This is a genomic window from Rhizobium moroccans, from assembly GCF_057559155.1.
In genome coordinates, this window is sequence record NZ_JBHFJG010000004.1 from 19,600 (window position 1) to 37,108 (window position 17,509).

16 protein-coding genes are annotated in these 17,509 nt (G+C 60.7%); 5 read left to right on the plus strand and 11 right to left on the minus strand.

Translation table 11 applies throughout. The features are described 5' to 3' along the window. Positions 1 to 6: 6 nt before the first annotated feature. From ACE04I_RS03360 to ACE04I_RS03400, 9 genes are all read right to left on the minus strand, one after another. Positions 7 to 1,287 (minus strand): TRAP transporter large permease, encoded by a 1,281-nt coding sequence (locus tag ACE04I_RS03360; RefSeq protein WP_046794978.1) that lies wholly within the window; start codon positions 1,285 to 1,287, stop codon positions 7 to 9. A 3-nt stretch (positions 1,288 to 1,290) separates the two neighbouring features. Continuing rightward, positions 1,291 to 1,827 (minus strand): TRAP transporter small permease, encoded by a 537-nt coding sequence (locus tag ACE04I_RS03365; RefSeq protein ID WP_046795114.1) that lies wholly within the window; start codon positions 1,825 to 1,827, stop codon positions 1,291 to 1,293. A gap of 123 nt (positions 1,828 to 1,950) precedes the next feature. Next, positions 1,951 to 2,928: a TRAP transporter substrate-binding protein gene (locus tag ACE04I_RS03370; RefSeq protein ID WP_487206628.1), complete on the minus strand. Its 978-nt coding sequence runs from the start codon at positions 2,926 to 2,928 to the stop codon at positions 1,951 to 1,953. Between the two features lie 356 nt (positions 2,929 to 3,284). After that, positions 3,285 to 4,358, minus strand: a complete 1,074-nt coding sequence (locus ACE04I_RS03375) for an ornithine cyclodeaminase (protein ID WP_046794980.1) — start codon at positions 4,356 to 4,358, stop codon at positions 3,285 to 3,287. Between the two features lie 162 nt (positions 4,359 to 4,520). Then, entirely contained in the window at positions 4,521 to 5,438 is a 918-nt protein-coding gene (locus tag ACE04I_RS03380) for an SMP-30/gluconolactonase/LRE family protein (protein ID WP_046794981.1), read from the minus strand. Positions 5,439 to 5,462: 24 nt separating this feature from the next. Beyond that, positions 5,463 to 6,407, minus strand: coding sequence for an ABC transporter permease (locus tag ACE04I_RS03385; protein WP_046794982.1), 945 nt, complete (start codon positions 6,405 to 6,407; stop codon positions 5,463 to 5,465). Continuing rightward, a complete protein-coding gene (locus ACE04I_RS03390; RefSeq protein ID WP_046794983.1) occupies positions 6,404 to 7,345 on the minus strand; it encodes an ABC transporter permease in 942 nt (313 codons plus the stop codon). Before ACE04I_RS03390 ends, ACE04I_RS03385 begins: the two co-directional genes overlap by 4 nt. Further along, positions 7,342 to 8,805, minus strand: a complete 1,464-nt coding sequence (locus ACE04I_RS03395; RefSeq protein WP_046795115.1) for a sugar ABC transporter ATP-binding protein — start codon at positions 8,803 to 8,805, stop codon at positions 7,342 to 7,344. The genes ACE04I_RS03390 and ACE04I_RS03395 overlap by 4 nt, the downstream gene beginning before the upstream one ends. A gap of 98 nt (positions 8,806 to 8,903) precedes the next feature. Beyond that, a complete protein-coding gene (locus ACE04I_RS03400) occupies positions 8,904 to 9,920 on the minus strand; it encodes an ABC transporter substrate-binding protein (protein ID WP_046794984.1) in 1,017 nt (338 codons plus the stop codon). 244 nt (positions 9,921 to 10,164) lie between these two features. Between ACE04I_RS03400 and ACE04I_RS03405 the strand changes: the two genes are divergently transcribed. From ACE04I_RS03405 to ACE04I_RS03425, 5 genes are all read left to right on the plus strand, one after another. Continuing rightward, positions 10,165 to 11,379 carry a GAF domain-containing sensor histidine kinase gene (locus tag ACE04I_RS03405; RefSeq protein ID WP_046794985.1) on the plus strand — a complete coding sequence of 405 codons (1,215 nt, stop codon included), beginning with the start codon at positions 10,165 to 10,167 and terminating at the stop codon, positions 11,377 to 11,379. Positions 11,380 to 11,397: 18 nt separating this feature from the next. Then, entirely contained in the window at positions 11,398 to 12,114 is a 717-nt protein-coding gene (locus ACE04I_RS03410) for a response regulator transcription factor (RefSeq protein WP_046794986.1), read from the plus strand. Between the two features lie 106 nt (positions 12,115 to 12,220). Further along, positions 12,221 to 13,159, plus strand: coding sequence for an ABC transporter substrate-binding protein (locus ACE04I_RS03415; protein ID WP_046795116.1), 939 nt, complete (start codon positions 12,221 to 12,223; stop codon positions 13,157 to 13,159). Positions 13,160 to 13,215: 56 nt separating this feature from the next. Continuing rightward, positions 13,216 to 13,989, plus strand: a complete 774-nt coding sequence (locus tag ACE04I_RS03420) for an ABC transporter permease (protein ID WP_137326530.1) — start codon at positions 13,216 to 13,218, stop codon at positions 13,987 to 13,989. After that, positions 13,986 to 14,768 carry an ABC transporter ATP-binding protein gene (locus ACE04I_RS03425; protein ID WP_046794988.1) on the plus strand — a complete coding sequence of 261 codons (783 nt, stop codon included), beginning with the start codon at positions 13,986 to 13,988 and terminating at the stop codon, positions 14,766 to 14,768. The genes ACE04I_RS03420 and ACE04I_RS03425 overlap by 4 nt, the downstream gene beginning before the upstream one ends. A gap of 100 nt (positions 14,769 to 14,868) precedes the next feature. Here the strand turns inward: ACE04I_RS03425 and ACE04I_RS03430 are convergent, their stop codons facing one another. Together ACE04I_RS03430 and ACE04I_RS03435 are read right to left on the minus strand one after the other, a co-directional pair. Next, entirely contained in the window at positions 14,869 to 15,651 is a 783-nt protein-coding gene (locus ACE04I_RS03430; RefSeq protein ID WP_046794989.1) for a response regulator transcription factor, read from the minus strand. 228 nt (positions 15,652 to 15,879) lie between these two features. Continuing rightward, entirely contained in the window at positions 15,880 to 17,283 is a 1,404-nt protein-coding gene (locus ACE04I_RS03435; protein WP_052760413.1) for a glycosyltransferase family 4 protein, read from the minus strand. Positions 17,284 to 17,509 lie beyond the last annotated feature (226 nt).

A 17,509-nucleotide genomic window follows, 5' to 3' on the forward strand; every position in this document is an offset into this window, starting at 1 on the left:
CATCCTTTACCGGAATACGCTCGGCAGCCACAGCGAGATGGCCGGTATATACGTGACCAGGCCGAGGACCACGATGCCGGCCAGATAGAAAGGCCAGATCGAGCGCATCGCCTGCCAGACCGTTATCTTGCCGACCGCGCAGGCCACGAACTGCACCGCCCCCACCGGCGGAGTGTTGAGCCCGATGCCGAGATTGAGGATCAGGATCACGCCGAAATGCACGGGATCGATGCCATAGGCGACCACGACCGGCAGGAAGATCGGGGTGCAGATGATGATCATCGGCCCCATGTCCATGAACGTGCCGAGCAGCAGCATGAGCAGGTTGAGCAGCAGCAGGATCATCAACGGGTCCTGCGAGATATTGTTCAGCACGTCGATGAGCTGCGCCGGCACCCGGAGATAAGCCATGAGCCAGGAGAAGGACGCCGCCGTGCCGATGATGAGGAGCACCATGGCGGTGGTACGCACGGCACCCAGCGTCGAATGCACGAAGTTCTTCCAGCTCAGCGAGCGGTAGACCAGCAGCGTCACGAGGAATGCATAGAAGACCGCGATGCACGAGCTTTCCGTCGCCGTGAAGATGCCCGAACGCACGCCGCCGAAAATGATGACGATCAGCATCAGGCCCGGCAGCGAGTTGAGGAAGAAATAGCCGACGCGGGCGAAACCGGGAAAGACCTCCGTTGGGTAGCCGCGGCTTCGGGCGACGAAATAGGCCGTCACCATCAGCGCAGCCGCAAACAGCAGCCCGGGCAGGATGCCGGCGGTGAAGAGATCGGCGATCGAGATCTTCCCGCCGGCCGCGATCGAATAGATGATCATGTTGTGCGACGGTGGGAGGAGAAGCGCGATGAGCGCCGCCATGGAGGTGACGTTGACCGCATAATCGGCGCCGTAGCCGCGCGCCTTCATCTGCGGGATCATCAGCCCGCCGACTGCAGCCGCTTCCGCAACTGCGGAGCCGGAAATGCCGCCGAAAAGCGTCGAGGCGGCGATGTTCACCTGCCCCAGGCCACCGCGCATATGCCCGACCAGCGAGCCGGCGAAGGCAACGATGCGCTGGGCAATACCGCCGCGCACCATCAGGTCGCCGGCATAGATGAAAAAGGGAATGGCAAGCAGCGTGAAGACGCTCATGCCGGAATTCATCTGCTGGAAAATGACGAGCGGCGGCAGGCCCATATAGAGGATGGTCGCGAAGCTCGCCACGCCGAGGCAGAAGGCGATCGGTGTGCCGATCAGCATCAGGAGCGTGAAGGTTCCGAACAGGATCCAGTTTTCCATGGTTCAGACCTCCTTGACCTGATCGAGTGCCGGGATCGGTTCTTCGGCCGTCGCATCGGCATCGACGTCGAAGCCGGAAAAGCGCAACACCAGCCGCTCCAAGGCGAAAAGGCTGATGAGCAGACCGCCTCCCACCAGCGGCAGATAGCGAATACCTTCCGGAATGCCGAGCGCCGGCAGGCGTGCCCGCCACTGGAGCTGAACCAGTTGCCAGCCGTAGACGATCATCCCGACGGCAAAGGCCAGAACCACCACATCGGAGATTGCGCGCAGATATTTCTTGCCGCCCGGAGGCAGGGCATAGAGTAGGACATCGAAGCCCAAGTGATAATTCTCGCGCACGCCGACGGCGGCGCCTAGGAATATGAACCAGCTCATCAGCATGACGGCCGTGAGCTCGGTCCAGGTATTCGTCCAGTTCAGCACGTAACGCACGAAAACCTGCCAGAACACGATACAGGTCATGAGGACCAGTCCCGCGCCCGCGATATAAAGTGCACCGTCGCAAATTCTGTTCAACAATCGGACGACGGCGTTCATGCGCGGCCTTTCGGCCGTATCATGCGCCTCCCCGATGCTTTTAGCTTCTGCCATCACCGTTCCCGCTTTTTTCATTGCCTTGTGGGAGACGGGCGGAACCCGTCTCCCGAGCATCGGAACCCGTTACTGGGTTTCCTGAATGCGCTTCACGAGATCCTGCAGCTTCGGATCTTTGACGTGCTTGTCGTAGACCGGCTTCATCGCATCGATGAAGGCCTGCTTGTCGAGCTCGTTGATCTTCGACCCGCCGGCTTCCACCGCGGAGCGCGACTTGGCGACCTGCGCATCCCAGAGCTCGTACTGCTTCGTAACGCTGTCCTTGGCCGCCTGCCTGAAGAGCGTCTGATCCTCCGGCGAGAGCTGGTCCCAGCTACGCTTGGACATCACCAGGACTTCCGGCACGATCAGATGCTCATCGAGCGAGAAGAACTTGGCGACTTCCGCATGCTTGGCGGTATCGTAGCTCGGGAAATTGTTCTCCGCGCCGTCGATGACGCCCGTCTCGATGCCGGTATAGACCTCGCCATAGGGCATCGGGGTCGCGCTGGCGCCGAGTGCCGCCACCATGTCAACGAAGATATCGGACTGCATGACGCGGAACTTCATACCCTTGAGATCGTCGATCGAGCTGATCGCCTTCTTGGAATTGTAGAAGGAGCGGGCGCCGCCGTCATAGAAGGCGAGGCCCACCACGCCATGCGGCTCGAAAGCGGCAAGGATCTCATCGCCGATCGGTCCATTCATCACCTTGCGAGCGTGTTCCACCGAGCGGAAGATGTAGGGAAGCGATGGCATAGTCGTCTCGGGAATCAGGCCGTTCCAAGGTCCCATCGAGACGCGGTTGAGGTCGATCACGCCCGTGCGGACCTGCTCGATCGTATCGGCTTCCTGGCCGAGCTGCGCGGAGTGATAGACCTCCACCGAATAGCGGCCGCCCGTGCGCTCCTTGATAAGCTCGCCGAAATACTTGACCGCTTCCACGGTCGGGTATCCGTCCGGATGGGTATCGGATGACCGAAGGACGGTCTGCGCTGCGGCTGTCCCCGCGAATGACAACGCCGCCACCGCGGCGACCATAGCTAGTTTCTTGAAATGCAACATGGTTTCCTCCCGTTTGCATGGCGCCCTCGCGCCTTCGAAGCCGACACACCTCCACGGCGGATCGGCAGTCTCCCTGATAAAGTCGAATTCCTCTTCACTCCCCTCCCTTCTCCCTGTGCTTGTGTTGCAAGGAGATTGGAGTGCCGGGTGAACGTCCGTTCGGTTCGCGTCGAAAAACGCATGGCGCCGCGGCCGGGCGCTTGCGCCCGTCCGAACCGGTCATGTCATTCAGATGCGAAACACGGTGCCGCCCTCCCTCGGCTCCTCATATGGCTAGGACACAACCGAGGGCGATGTCAACATACAAGATATCACAATTTGTATGATGACTTGTTTCGAGATGGTGGGGCGTTAGCCTAGGCCGGTTTCTGGATCGCCTCGGTCAGCTTCTTGCGCCGGAGCAGCATACCGTAGAGATCGCGCGGCTCGTCCGGATCGGCAAGCAGATCGAGGTTTTCGTAGAGGCTGGTGCCGGCAAGCTTGTCGCGGACGTAACGTAGCGCGGAGAAGTCCTCGGTCGCGAAACCAACGCTGTCGAACAACGTGACCTGGCTGGCGCCGTTTCGGCCCGTCGCCAGTCCTGTGATGACTTGCCAGAGCTCCGTCACCGGATGATCGGCCGGCATCTGTTGGATTTCGCCTTCGACGCGCGTCTGCGGCGGATACTCGACGAAGATATCGGAGCGGAGCAGGATATCGCGGTGCAGTTCCGTCTTGCCGGGGCAATCGCCGCCGACGGCATTGATGTGAACGCCCGGCCCGACCATGTTGTCAGTGAGGATGGTGGCGTTCTGCTTGTCGGCGGTCACCGTGGTGATGATCTGCGCGCCCTCGACCGCCTCCTCCGAGCTTCGGCAGGAGTGGATTTCGAAACCGAGCCCCTCCAGGTTGCGGGCGCAGCGTTCTGTGGCCTGCCGGTCGATATCGTAGAGACGCAGTTTTTGGACACCGAGAAGCGCCTTGAAAGCAATCGCCTGGAACTCACTCTGGGCGCCATTGCCGATGATCGCCATGCAATCAGCCGTCTTTGGCGCGAGATGCTTCGCTGCAACGGCCGAGGTCGCCGCGGTGCGGAGCGCCGTCAGGATGGTCATTTCCGAGATGAGCAGCGGATAGCCGCTGTCGACATCCGAGAGGACCCCGAAAGCGGTCACCGTCTGGCGTCCGCTGCGCGTATTCTTGGGATGGCCGTTGACATATTTGAAGCTGTAGAACCGGCCGTCGCTGGTCGGCATGAGCTCGATCACACCCTCATGCGAATGGGAGGCGACGCGCGGTACCTTGTCGAAGGACTCCCAGCGCCGGAAGTCGGCCTCGATATAAACGGCAAGCTCGGCGAGAAAGGTCTCGACCCCGATGCCGAGTACCAGGTCCATCATGTTCTCGACGCTGATGAACGGCACGATGTTCAAGTTGGGCAGGGCGGGCATATCGGCTCCTATCCTTGGCGCCGAGCGAACGGCGCTTCTCCGCGGCTGCGGCACGCGGTCATCCGGATTACGGAGAAGGACTATGCGGCCGACAGTCTTCCATGCGGTAAGCTGCCATGAATAGGCCGGCATGCCAATTGGATAAGTTGTACTGAGCTGCAGTCAGCCGAGCGCTACCCCATTGGTCGCGACATAGACCGAATAGAGCGAGGTCGTTGCTGTGATGAACAGCCGGTTCCTTCGCGGACCGCCGAAGGTGAGGTTCGCCACCGTCTGCGGTACCAGGATCTTGCCGAGAAGCGTTCCTTCGGGAGAGAAGCAGTGGACGCCGTCCCCCGCGCTCGTCCAGACATTGCCGTGGGCGTCCACGCGAAAGCCGTCGGGAAGCCCGTTGTCGAGGCTGCAGAAGACACGGCCGTCGGCAAGCTTCTTCCCTTCGACAATATCGAAGACGCGGATATGGCGCGGCGCGTTGATGTCGTGGCTGGAGGCGGAATCCGCGACATAGAGCTTGCTCTCGTCGGGCGAGAAGGCAAGCCCGTTCGGCTGACCGAAATCGGTGACGACCGCCTCCAGCCCACCGGTCTCGGGATCAAGGCGGTAGACATTGCGCGTCGGCTGCTCCGGCTCCGCCCTGAAGCCTTCGTAGTCGGATTTGATGCCATAGGTCGGGTCGGTGAACCAGATGCTGCCATCCGAGCGCACCACCACATCGTTGGGCGAGTTCAGCCGCTTGCCTTGGTAGCTATCCGCAAGCACGGTTAGCGAGCCGTCGATTTCCGTGCGCACCACCCGCCTGCCGCCATGCTCGCAGGAAATCAGCCTCCCCTGCCGGTCGCGGGTATTGCCATTGACGAAATTGGATGGCTCCCGGAAGACGGAAACACCGCCGTCCTGCACGAAGCGCAGCATCCGCTGGTTCGGAATATCACTCCAGATCAGGCAGTTGAGATCGGCAAACCAGACAGGCCCCTCTGCCCAGCGGCAGCCGGAATAGAGTTCTTCCAGCCTCGCGCTGCCGACGATCAGGTGCCGGAAGCGTTCGTCGTGGATTTCATAGATGGAAGGGGTCTGCGGCATGATTATTGTCCGATTGAAAGTGGCTCACCGGCCGGCCTGTCGCCCGCCGGCGACGAGGATGACCGCAATGATGATGAGGCCCGTCAGGATGAGGCGGAAGCCGGCGCCGAAACCATAGGTGTTGAGCATCGAAACCACCAGGAACATGAAGAGCGAGGCCCCCCATATGCCCGGAATATTGGAATTTCCGCCGGCGACCGCCGTACCGCCGATCACCACGACGGCTATCGACAGCAAGAGATATTCGCCCCCCATGTTGAGCGCGGCCCCGCCTGAGAAGCTTGCGAGCAGATAACCGCAGATGGAAGCGAGCGCTGCGCAGAGAATATAGGTGACGAGCCGTGTGCCATCGACCGGAATACCCGTCATCCGGGCCGCGAACATGCTCTGGCCGATCGCCGAGATCCAGCGACCGTAAATGCTCTTTTCCAGCAGAAGCCAGGCGACGGCGGAAAGGATCAGCGCCACGATCGCCACGTTCGGAATGCCGAACAGGGTGGAAGTGGTGAAATTCGCGAGGACTTCCGGCGGTTTGATCCGCAAGCCGCGGTTCGCCCAAATCGCCGTCGATTGCACGATGAAGCTCATGGAAAGCGTCGCGATGATGGGCGGTATCCGTAGAAGCTTGATGAGCGCATAGTTGCCGATGCCGATCGCAATCCCCAATAGGACCGAGACGAGCAGGCCGACGACGATCATGCTGTCCTGGACATCCATCAGTTTCAGCGCCAGCGTGCCGGAAAGCGTCATGGTCGCGGGTACGGAGAGATCGATATTGCCGGGACCAAGGGTGATGACGAACATCTGCCCTATGCCGACGATCACGTAGAAGGATGCGAAGGTGAGTGCCGCCTGCGACAGCCCGAAAGCGCTTGCGCCGCCGGTGAACAGCACCGTGACGATCCAGACGATGACGGTGGCGGCGAAGGACCATATCCACGGCTTGGAGGGGAGCGAGAAGAAATTCATCGGTTCTTCTCCCGCTTCTCGAGCCGGTTCAGAAAGAGCCGCAGCGCCAGCACCACGATCAGGATCGCGCCCTGTGCGCCGATCTGCCAGTCGGGCGATATGCGCATGAAGGAGAGGAACGAGCCGGCAAGCGTCAGTGTCAGCGCGCCGATGACGGCTCCTATCGGGGAGACCTTGCCGCCCACGAACTCGCCGCCGCCGAGGATGACGCCTGCGATTGAGAGCAGCGTGTAGCGCAATGCGATATTGGCGTCCGCCGATGTCGTAAGCCCCACGAGCGCGATGCCCGAGAGCACCGCGAAAAGGCCCGCCAGCGCATAAGCCCCGGCACGGATGCGGATCACCGACCAGCCAGCTCGCTCGACGGATCGGAAATTGCCGCCGACGCCGCGGATCAGCACGCCGAAGGAAGAGCGCATGATGAGGAAATGCGTGACGACGGCTATGACGACGCTGGCCACGATCGCCATCGGAACGAACGGCGGCCTTGACGTCATTACCCAGCGCGCCCAGCCGGGAGCCTCGCCGCCGGGCGAAGGCAGCATCAGGACCGCAAGCCCGCCCCAGATGAAGCTCATGCCGAGTGTGACGACGATCGAGGGAAGCTCGCGCAGATGTATGATGACGCCCATCGCCGCATAGGCCGCGATGGCGCCAAGAAAGATCAGGATGCCGATCGCAGGCGAGGCCTGCAGGAAGGTGGCCGTCACGCAGGCGCAGAAGCTGACGAAAGTGCCCATCGAAAGATCGAGGTCATTGACCGCCATGATGAGCATCTGCGCGACCGTCGCGAGCGCGATCGGCACCGCCAGATTGAAGAGCAGGTTGAGCCCCGTATAGCTCATCGCCCGCGGCTGCATGTAGAAGACCGCGGCAAGCAGAACGGCAAGCGACAGCGCCGGAATGATGAGGCGGATAGTTCCCGAGGAAAGCTTCATGCCGCCTCACCTCCATGGAAGGATGCGGCAAGCACGTTCTTCTCGGTGATCTCGTCGCCTGTCAGTTCCGCGACGATCGCGCCTTCCCTGAACACGTAGACGCGGTCACAAAGGCGTATTTCGTCCATTTCGGTGGAATACCAGATGAAGGTTCGGCCGGATTTCGCCTCGGCGCGAAGGATTTCGTAGACTTCCTGCTTGGTGCCGACATCCACCCCGCGCATCGGATCGTCCATCAGCACGATCTTCGCGGTCGTGGCGAGCGCACGGGCAAACAGCACCTTCTGCTGATTACCCCCGGAAAGCGACAGGATACGGTTCTCCATGTCGGGCGTGCGTATTTCTATGCGCTTCTTCCAGCCTTCGCCGAGTAGATCCTCGCGGCTCTGATCGACCAGGCTGCGGGAAGAAAGCTGGCCGAGGGAGGCGATACTGAGGTTCTTCAATATGCTCCAGAGCGGAAATGTGCCGTTGAGGCTGCGATCGCCGGCAACGAAGGCGATCTCCCGCCGCCGCGCCGGCAACCAGTTGCTGTTGCCGGAAAGGTAGAGATGGAGAAGTGCATCGGTCTGGCCGTGCCCGCCAAGGCCCGCCAGCCCGATCATCTCACCGCGATGAGCCTCGAAGGGCAGGCCATGCCCCTTTCTCGGCGGCATCGTCAGGACCGCCGCACCGCTTCTCGTCGTCACAGACCGCTGCCATTCCAGCTCGCGCACCACATTGCCCATCGCCTCGACCAGGCTGCGTGTCGAAAATTCTTTTGCGGCGCGATCGGCGACGACGCGGCCATCCTTCATCACCACGATCCGGTCGGAAGTGGAAAGGATTTCGCCAAGAATATGGGAAATGAGGAGCACCGCTCCCCCTTCCGAGACGAAACGGCGGATATAGGCCATGAGCTGCGCTGCAAGTCCCGCATCGAGCGAGGAGGTCGGCTCGTCGAGAATGACCAGCTTCGGACGCTCGCCCGCACCGGAAAAACTGATGGCGATCTCCACCATCTGCCGCTCGGCGATCGAGAGATCGTCCACCGTGCTGTCGCAATCGATGCCGTGGCCGGGAAATATTTCCTCGAGCTGCCGCCTGACGAGTTCGAGTGCGCGGGCGCGCCAGTTCCAGCCCTTGAGTTCGCTATGCGTCACGCGGACGTTTTCGTTCACCGTCAGGTTCGGGCAGAGCGACAGTTCCTGGAAGACGCAGCGCACGCCATTGGCCCGCGCCACGGAAATTCCGTGCTGGCCGGAACCGCCGCCATAGCTGACCTCGCCCTCATGCGGGCTGAGGCCGCCATTGATGACATTGACGATGGTGGACTTGCCGGCGCCGTTATGACCCACCAGACCGACGCATTCGCCGGCATGGATGATAAGGTCCGCCCCGTCCAACGCCTTGACGGCGCCGAACGTCACCTTGATGCCGCGCGCGGCTGCCACCTCTTGTTTCAATACGGCTTCAGTCATGTGGGGATCATGGTCGGTATTCGGCCAGGTGAACATTAGAAATGGCGGGACGGTTTCGGAAAGAAACGCCGCCCCGCCGCACGAGAGTTTTCAGGCTGTCACTTGGCCGCCTCGATCACCTTCTGGGCGTCTTCGAGCGAATATTCCACATTCGCCACGCCGCCCTTCTGGGTGTTCGCCAGATTGGCTTCGAGATTGTCCTGATCGATGCGCAGGAACGGCACCACGAGGTCTTTCTTCACTTCCTTGCCGTCGAGGATCTGCTGGGCCACCCAGAAGGCAAGCGTCGAAACGCCCGGCGCGATGGAGACCGACATCGTCTCGTAACCATCCTTATCCTTCTGGCTCTTCCACCATACCAGCTCGTCTTCGCGATTGCCCATGACGATGGTCGGCGTTGGACGATTGGCGGCCGCGAATGCCTGGGCGGCGCCATATCCGTCGCCGCCTTGCGTCACGACCGCGGCGACTTCGGGAAGGCTCGGAAGAATGCCCGCGACAGCGCGCTGCGCGACGTCCTGGGCCCAGTCGCCGTTGACCGAGCCGACGATCTTGAACTGCGGGTTCTTCTCGACGCCGGCCTGGATGCCCGCATGGATTTCGTCATCCACCGAGACGCCGGCAAGTCCGCGGATTTCAAGCAGGTTGCCGCCGTTCGGCATCTTCTTGGCGAGATATTCGATCTGGCTTTCGCCCATGGCCTTGAAGTCCACGGCGATGCGCCATGCGCAAGGCTCGGTCACGATGCCGTCGAACGACACGACGGTAATGCCGGCGTCGCAGGCTTCCTTGATCGCGCCGTTCAGAGCGGTTGGGGATGCTGCGTTGACGACGATCGCGTCATAGCCCTGGAGGATGAGATTCTGAATCTGCGCGGCCTGCTCGGTCGCCTGGTTTTCGGCCGTGGTGAACGGATCGGCCGCAGCCACGACGCCCTTTTCCACCGCCTCCTTGGTGATCTTGTCCCAGCTTGTCAGCATCGCCTGTCGCCAGGAATTGCCGGCATAGTTGTTGGACAAGGCGATCTTCTTCTCGGCCGTATCCGCGAGCGCGGAAACCGGCCCTGCGATGCACGCGATGGCGACCGATGCAAACAGCATCTTCCCGATAGTCATGATTTCCTCCCTAAAGCTCTCTCGGGGGTCACTTCGGTCCGCTCCTCAACGGCCATCCGAAGATAATGATTGCGCTGAGCCCCCTATGCTCAGTAAAGCCAGCATGGAGGAGAAATCAGGTGCTGTATAGGCGCATACAAGCAAGCCGTTTGCGGGCTTTCGCGCAAAATCTGCGGGTTCCCGCAGGACAAGCGCTCAAAGCTGGCGCTTAATTGTATCCGAAGGACTTGGGAGGAGTCCGCCGATGCTCAATCCGGCGCAGAATTCGCTGTTCGACCGCTATCTCGGCATCTCCCGACTGCTGGCTGGCCAGCTCGATTTTCACTCCATCATCCAGGCCGTCGCCGCGGAGATCAGCCACATCATCCCGCATGAGCACCTCGACGTCTGCATCAAGATGCTGGATGGCAAATACCACATCGCCTACGAGAGCGGCCTGGAGACTGCCTGGAGCAAACATCCGCCGGCCCTCTTGACCGGCAGCCCGATCCGCACGCTTCTTACGGGCGAAGCCGATTTCCTCCTGTCGCCGGATGCCTGTTCCGATCCCCGCTTCCACTTCGAAGGCGCCTTTTCGAGCCCGATCATAGAGCTGTCGCTACACAGCCGACTGCATGTGCCGCTGAAAGCGCAAGGGAGCATCATCGGAGCGCTGAGCTGCTCCAGCCACCAGATCGACGCCTATACGATGGAAGACGTCGAGAATGCCCGCTCGATTGCCGATCTGCTGGCGCCGTATTTCTTCGCGCTGCGTGCGGCCGAACAGGCCAAGCTTTCGGCGATCGTGGAAGCAGAGGCCCGCGCCCGCGAGGAAGGACTGAGGCTTGGTGCGTTGAAGCTTACGGAAGCACTCGAGGCCGAGCGCCAGCGGATCGGCATGGATCTCCACGACCAGACGCTTGCCGACCTTACAAGGCTGACGCGGCGCATGGAGCGACTGACGCGCCTGCCGGACATGCCCGGCGAGACGCTGGAACCCCTGTGCCGCGCCATGCAGCAATGCATGCACGACCTGCGCCAGATCATCGAGGAGGCAAAACCCTCCGTCCTCCAGCTCTTCGGCGTCGCCGAGGCGATCGAAAACCATCTCGACCGTTCGGGCCGTGACAGCGGCCTGCCCATTGAATGGCGGATGATCGATGAAAGCGAAGGGGCGCTTCAGGGCCTCGACCAGACGGTTGCGACTGCCCTGTTCCGCATCGTCCAGGAGGCGGTCAACAACGCCATAAGGCATGCCCAGCCGCAAGACATCCTTGTCCGCCTCCGCAAGCTCGAACGATCCCTCCTGGTCGAGGTGATCGATGATGGCGACGGCATGCAGGACCCGCACGGCCAGAGGGGGCATGGGATCGACAATATGAAAACGCGTGCCCGCCTGATCTCCGCAAAATTCGAGATGGGCCGGAACAATGACGGCAAGGGCACTTTCGTCAGGGTCGCGCTGCCCGTCGAGCCGTAACCATTTCGGAGAATGACCATGAAAGTCCTGATCGTCGAGGATGATCCGCTGCACCGTTCCTACCTGCACGAGGCGGTGCGTGCCGCGCTTCCGGAATGCGATGCCGTGCTTGAGGCGGAAAACGGTGCGAGCGGTGAAATCCAGGCCAGAAAATCCCGTGCCGAGCACGTGGTGATGGATCTGCAGATGAGCGAGCGGAACGGCATCGAGGCGGCCCGCACGATCTGGCGCGAAAGGCCGGACACCAAGATTCTCTTCTGGTCGAACTACTCCGATGAAGCCTATGTCCGCGGTGTTTCCAGGATCGTCCCGGAAGGAGCGACCTACGGCTATGTGCTGAAATCGACCTCGGACGAACGGCTACGGCTGGCTCTCAGAAGCGTTTTCGTGGAGTCGCAATGCGTCATCGACCGCGAGGTTCGTGGCATTCAGCAGAAGAGCCTGGGAAATGCGCATGGCCTGAGCGATGCCGAATATGAGATCCTGGTGGACGTAGCCCTCGGCCTTACGGATAAGGCCATTGCGCAGAGGAAGAGGCTGTCGCTTCGAAGTGTCCAGAACCGGCTGCAGAGCCTCTATGAAAAGCTCGATATCTATCAGTTGCCCGGCGCAGAGGCAGAGGGCTGGTATAATCTCAGGATGCGCGCCGTCACCGTGGCGCTCCTGCGCAAAGTGTTGAACTCCAGCGCCCTGGAACGGGCCGAACGCGAACTGCGGGACAGTATTTCATCCTGAAGACTACACAGCCCTCGTTCTATGGACAGGGCCGCGGCATCATGCGTAGTATGGATTTTAGGCAGCTGCAAAACCTGCCGAATAATTGCACAAAATGGGGATCACCATGAAAAAGACCGCCGCCCTCATCGCCGCCACCTTCCTGATGTGCTCGGCAGCCCATGCTGAGACCGCCGTTTCCATCGGCATCTCGGGCTGGACCGGCTTTGCGCCGCTGACGCTTGCCAAGCAAGCTGGCATTTTCGAGAAGAACGGCCTCGACGTCACCATCAAGAAGATCCCCCAGGCAAGCCGCCATCTGGCGCTCGCCTCCGGCGATGTCCAGTGCGCCGCCACGACGGTGGAAACCTGGATCGTCTGGAATGCCAATGGGGTTCCGGCAATCCAGATCTTCCAGCTCGACAAGTCCCATGGAGCCGATGGCATCGCGGTGCGCAACGACGTTTCCAGCGTTGCCGATCTCAAGGGCAAGACGATCGCAGCCTCCGCGCCGGGCACCTCTCCCTATTTCTTCCTGGCCTATATCCTGAAGGAGAACGGCCTCACCATGAAGGACGTGAAGGTCGTCAACCTAGAACCCGGCCCGGCTGCCCAGGCCTTCGTGGCGGGACAGAACGATGCGGCCATGACCTATGAGCCCTACTTGTCCACAGTCCGGGCAGCACCCGATCAGGGCAAGATCCTTGCGACCACGCTCGAATATCCGGCGGTGATGGATACGTTCGGCTGCACGCCGGCCTTCCTGAAGGAGAACCCGGAAGCCGCCAAGGCTTTCGCAGACAGCTATTTCGAAGCTCTCGAGATGATCAGGGCGGAACCTGAAAAATCCTACGGCATTATGGGCGCCGACGTGAAACAATCGGCGGAAGCCTTTGCCGGCTCCGCCAAGTTCCTCGAATGGCAGGACAAGGCCGCCAACCAGACCTTCTTCGAAGGCGAGTTCAAGACCTTCTCCGCCAAAGCGGCCGATCTCTTGATGGAAATCGGCATCATCAAGACCAAGCCCGATCTTGCAACGATTGTGGATACCTCCTTCATCAAGTAAAGCAGCCGAGATCGGCGGGGCAGCGGCTGCTCCGCCAGCCATAGCACCGGGTAAACATGCGACCTCTCGAACCGATCGGCCCACAGGCGCGCGTCCTGCTGGGCATTCTCTTCTTCATTCTATTCTTCGCCGTCTGGGGTATCGCCACACTCGGCGGCTTCGTCTCGCCGACCTTCCTCGCCGATCCGATCACGATGGTGAAGGACGGCATCTATCTCCTGACCGAGCAGGGGTTTCTTGCCGATATCGGCGTGACGGTATGGCGGGTGGTCGGCGGTTTCGTGCTGGCGGCGGCCATTGCCGTGCCGGTCGGGATCGCCATGGGCGCTTATAAGCCGATCGAGGCGCTGCTGGAGCCCTTCGTCTCCTTCGCGCGCTATCTGCCTGCTTCCGCTTTCGTGCCCCTTCTCATCCTCTGGGCCGGCATCGGCGAACTCCAGAAACTCCTGGTTATCTTCATCGGCGCCGTATTCCAGATCATCCTCATGGTGGCGGTTTCCGTGGCGGGAACCCGCCGCGATCTGGTCGAGGCGGCCTATACGCTTGGCGCGAAGGACAGAGGGATCGTCAGCCGCGTCCTGATCCCGGCCAATGCACCGGAGATCGCCGAGACGCTACGCCTGGTCCTTGGCTGGGCCTGGACCTACGTGATCGTCGCGGAACTGATCGGCGCTTCTTCCGGCATCGGCTACATGATTATCAACAGCCAAGCCTTGATGGCCACAGGCCAGATCATCTTCGGCATCATCGTCATCGGCCTGATCGGACTTATCTCCGATTTCGCCTTCAAGACCCTGAACCGCTGGCTGTTTGCCTGGAGGCTTGCATGAGCGAACTCGTCATCAAGGGCGTCAGCCGCACCTTTCCCGGTGTACGCGGCGGCAAACCCGTGCAGGCGCTGCAGCCGACCGACCTCGAGATCCAACGCAACGATTTCGTGACGATCCTTGGCCCCTCGGGCTGCGGCAAGTCCACCCTGCTGCGCATCATCGCCGGTCTCGACCGGCCGACGGCGGGTACGGTGACGCTTTCCGGCAGGCAAGTCGCCGGGCCGGGCGCAGACCGGGGAATGGTCTTCCAGTCCTACACACTCTTCCCCTGGCTGACGGTGCGCGAAAACGTTGCCTTCGGTTTGCGGGAGCGCGGCGTACCGGCAAAGGAAATAAGGGAGATCGTCGACAGCTATATCGACAAGGTCGGGCTGCGCGGCTTCGAAAACCATTGGCCGAAGCAGCTTTCGGGCGGCATGCAGCAGCGCACGGCGATCGCAAGGGCGCTTGCCAACGATCCGCGGATCCTCCTGCTGGATGAGCCCTTCGGTGCTCTCGACAACCAGACGCGCGGCCTCATGCAGGAACTGCTGCTCGGCATATGGGAGCGGGAGCAGAAGACGGTGATTTTTGTGACCCACGATATCGAGGAAGCCGTGTTCATGGCCTCCCGGGTGGTGACCATGACCGCTCGCCCCGGGCGGATCAAATCCATCACCGAGGTCAACCTGCCGCATCCTCGCCACTACACCATCAAGGTCAGCCCGGAATTCTCCGAATTGCGCCTGAAGCTTACCGACGAGATCCGTGACGAAGCGATCGCTGCGACACGCGATTGAGCGCGTCGCAGCCTGTTCGTTGAACCCCAGCCATTTAGCCGGTTGCTACCTAAGCCGCAGAATTTAGGTAGCAACCATGCAATCCTGTTCGTGTCCGCTCCTAATTCGTCATCCCCGAGGCGAACAGGTTGTTGAGCTTGTAGGCGACTTCGGTCCGGTTGGTGGCCTTCAGCTTTTTCATGATGTTTCGGATATGAACCTTCACCGTGCTTTCCCGCAGGTTGAGTTCATAAGCGATGATCTTGTTGGCCTTGCCCTTGCGAAGTGCTTCGACGACTTCCTCCTGCCGCAGCGTGAACATTCCCGATAGCGCGCGCGGCGCCCCCCCTGGAGCCTCGTTCACCAGATGCCGAACGGAAAGCACGCTGCTTGCAGGCACGAAAATGCCGCCCGCCACAGCCAGTCCGATCGCCTCCACACAGACGGCGATGCCGACCGAGGACGGAATGAACCCCCGCGCGCCGTATTCGAGCATCTTCACGACCTGCGTCAGGTCGTCCGCGTCCGAAAGAACGATGATCGGGATCGACTTAAACTCGGCGGCGAATCTGGAGAAATCGCTTGCCAGAGTGGCGTCGTCTGCCCGGCGGCTGCCGATGTTGAACAGAATGGCCTCGAGAGGCGGATGGATATCCTGTTCCCTCCTCCATTCTTCCACGGAGCCGACAGCACATACGTCCATCTTCAGCCCGCGCCCGATAAGCCCGCGCGCAAGGCATTCCCGATCCAACGCCCTTTGATCGATGATGAGAAGGCAACCCCTGTAGCCTGTCTCCATGTCCCCCTTGCCGGCTCTGTCGGCCGACTTGGAAATTTCATTCGGAATGCGAAAGGCCTCCGCGACAGCCGGAGTACGCCCATAACCGTTTATCGTCGAACTCATCTTACCCCCTTGCCTGAGCGCGGGCGTCATGCCCACGTTCAGGACCCTGACTTACGAGTGCCCAAACAGTCTGCCGTTTTTACCTGTCCATTATTAGTTAACCTCAATATACAACCTATACCTAATTTAGTCCATCTTCATGTAAATAAATATTGCAGAAACTCTCAATAAGTGGACATAGCAAGCGCTGATAGATACTTACATTTTCCTCGCTGGCTTACGTGAACGTCAAAAAATTGGCTTCGATCCCAAGGAAAGGACCCAGTTGTATACTTGAAGTATCTGATCCGCTTTTGCTTTCCAGGTGTATCGCTTTCTAACGCGCTGTCCCGCTTCGGTACTCATTGAGGCCAGCAGTTCGGGATTGCGCTCAAACATCGAGAACACGTCGCAAAAACCTGCAATCAGGCTTTCCCGGCTGGTAAAATCGACTGCCACCCCGCTTTGCCGGTCTATGAGTTCCGGCGGCCCGCCGTAATTCGCCACGATCGGAACGAGACCCATCGCCATGGCCTCCAGAACCACGCCGCCGCCGAATTCGCGAACGCTCGGCAAAGCCAGCGCCTGATATCGGGACAGGGTAGTCGCGAGGTCCTTCTGCTGCACCCAGCCCGCGAAACGAACGCACTCCTCCAGCCCGTGTCGCCGCACCGTCGCTTCCAGTTCGCCTCGCTGCGGTCCGTCGCCGATGATGAGGACTTCGATATCCAGCGTCCCGCGATAGGCCGCGACCGCCTCGATCAGCATGTCCGCGCCCTTGTAGGGAACCAATCTCCCGATGAAGGCGATTGCCAGTCTACCATCCACGAGCCTGCGGGGCTGAAATGGAAACCGGTCGGGGTCAGCGGCGTTTTCCGGAATGAGAAAAGCCCGATCTGCGCACTCGCTCGGGAATTCGCTCAACGTGTGACGGGATCCTGCGATGAGCGCAGCCGCGTTCGATCTCGTTACCCGATAAAACGGCATCAGGGCGTGGATATTCCTGACTTTGGAAAGCCACTCCCGCTCGCGGCTCTGGACATCCGCGAAACCCCGAGGCCACGGCACCCCACCGTTGAGCGGGCCGAGGACGAACGGAATCCCATGCTTTTTCAGCTTTCGCACGATCGGGCTCTGGCTTGTCGGGCTGAGCGGCGTAATTCTGTGCACGAGGTCAAATTCACCGGCCACCAGCCGCTTGCCCAGAAGTCTCCAGACCTGCCGTTCGAAGCTGTAGTAGGAAAGCGAGGAAAGCGCCGTCACCAAGGTCCAGCCCTTGTTATCGCCGCCCCTCAAGAGCTCACCGAACCGATAGAGCCTTCGCGCGGTGCGCTCGTTGTCGATGACGACAAAATCCTTCTCCTCGATCAGCCCGGCACGCAGCAAGGCTTCGCGGTTTCGGATTTGAGTCACGATAAGAGCGTCTGTCCGGTCCATGATGGCGCGCGCGAGATTCCAGCCGACCAGCGGCACACTCGTCCATTCCGGATTGGCGGCTTCCACGATCAGTAGCGGACGCACGCGTTCACCCTGCGCCATTGCCCGGCGCCGGGAAAGATCTGCATTTCGGATTTTCTCTGCGGAAGGCTTCCGCAAAGTCAGGCCGCGTAAAGCCCGGAGGAAGCCGCCGGTGTCCTGCCCCACGACAATCATCGGCAAGAGACCCTTTTCATGGGCTCGGCCACGAGCGCGAGACAAGCCTCCACATCTTGAAAAACCAACGATTTAAAACATGCCCACATGGAGTATTCCGAGCTTGATCTTCACGAGCATCGGCTAACTCCGCAGGAGTATGAAATTGCCGTCCTCACCCGTTAAAAGTAATTCCAGATGATGAAAGTTTATTACTGCCCATAGCTGCCTATCAATTTACCAGAAG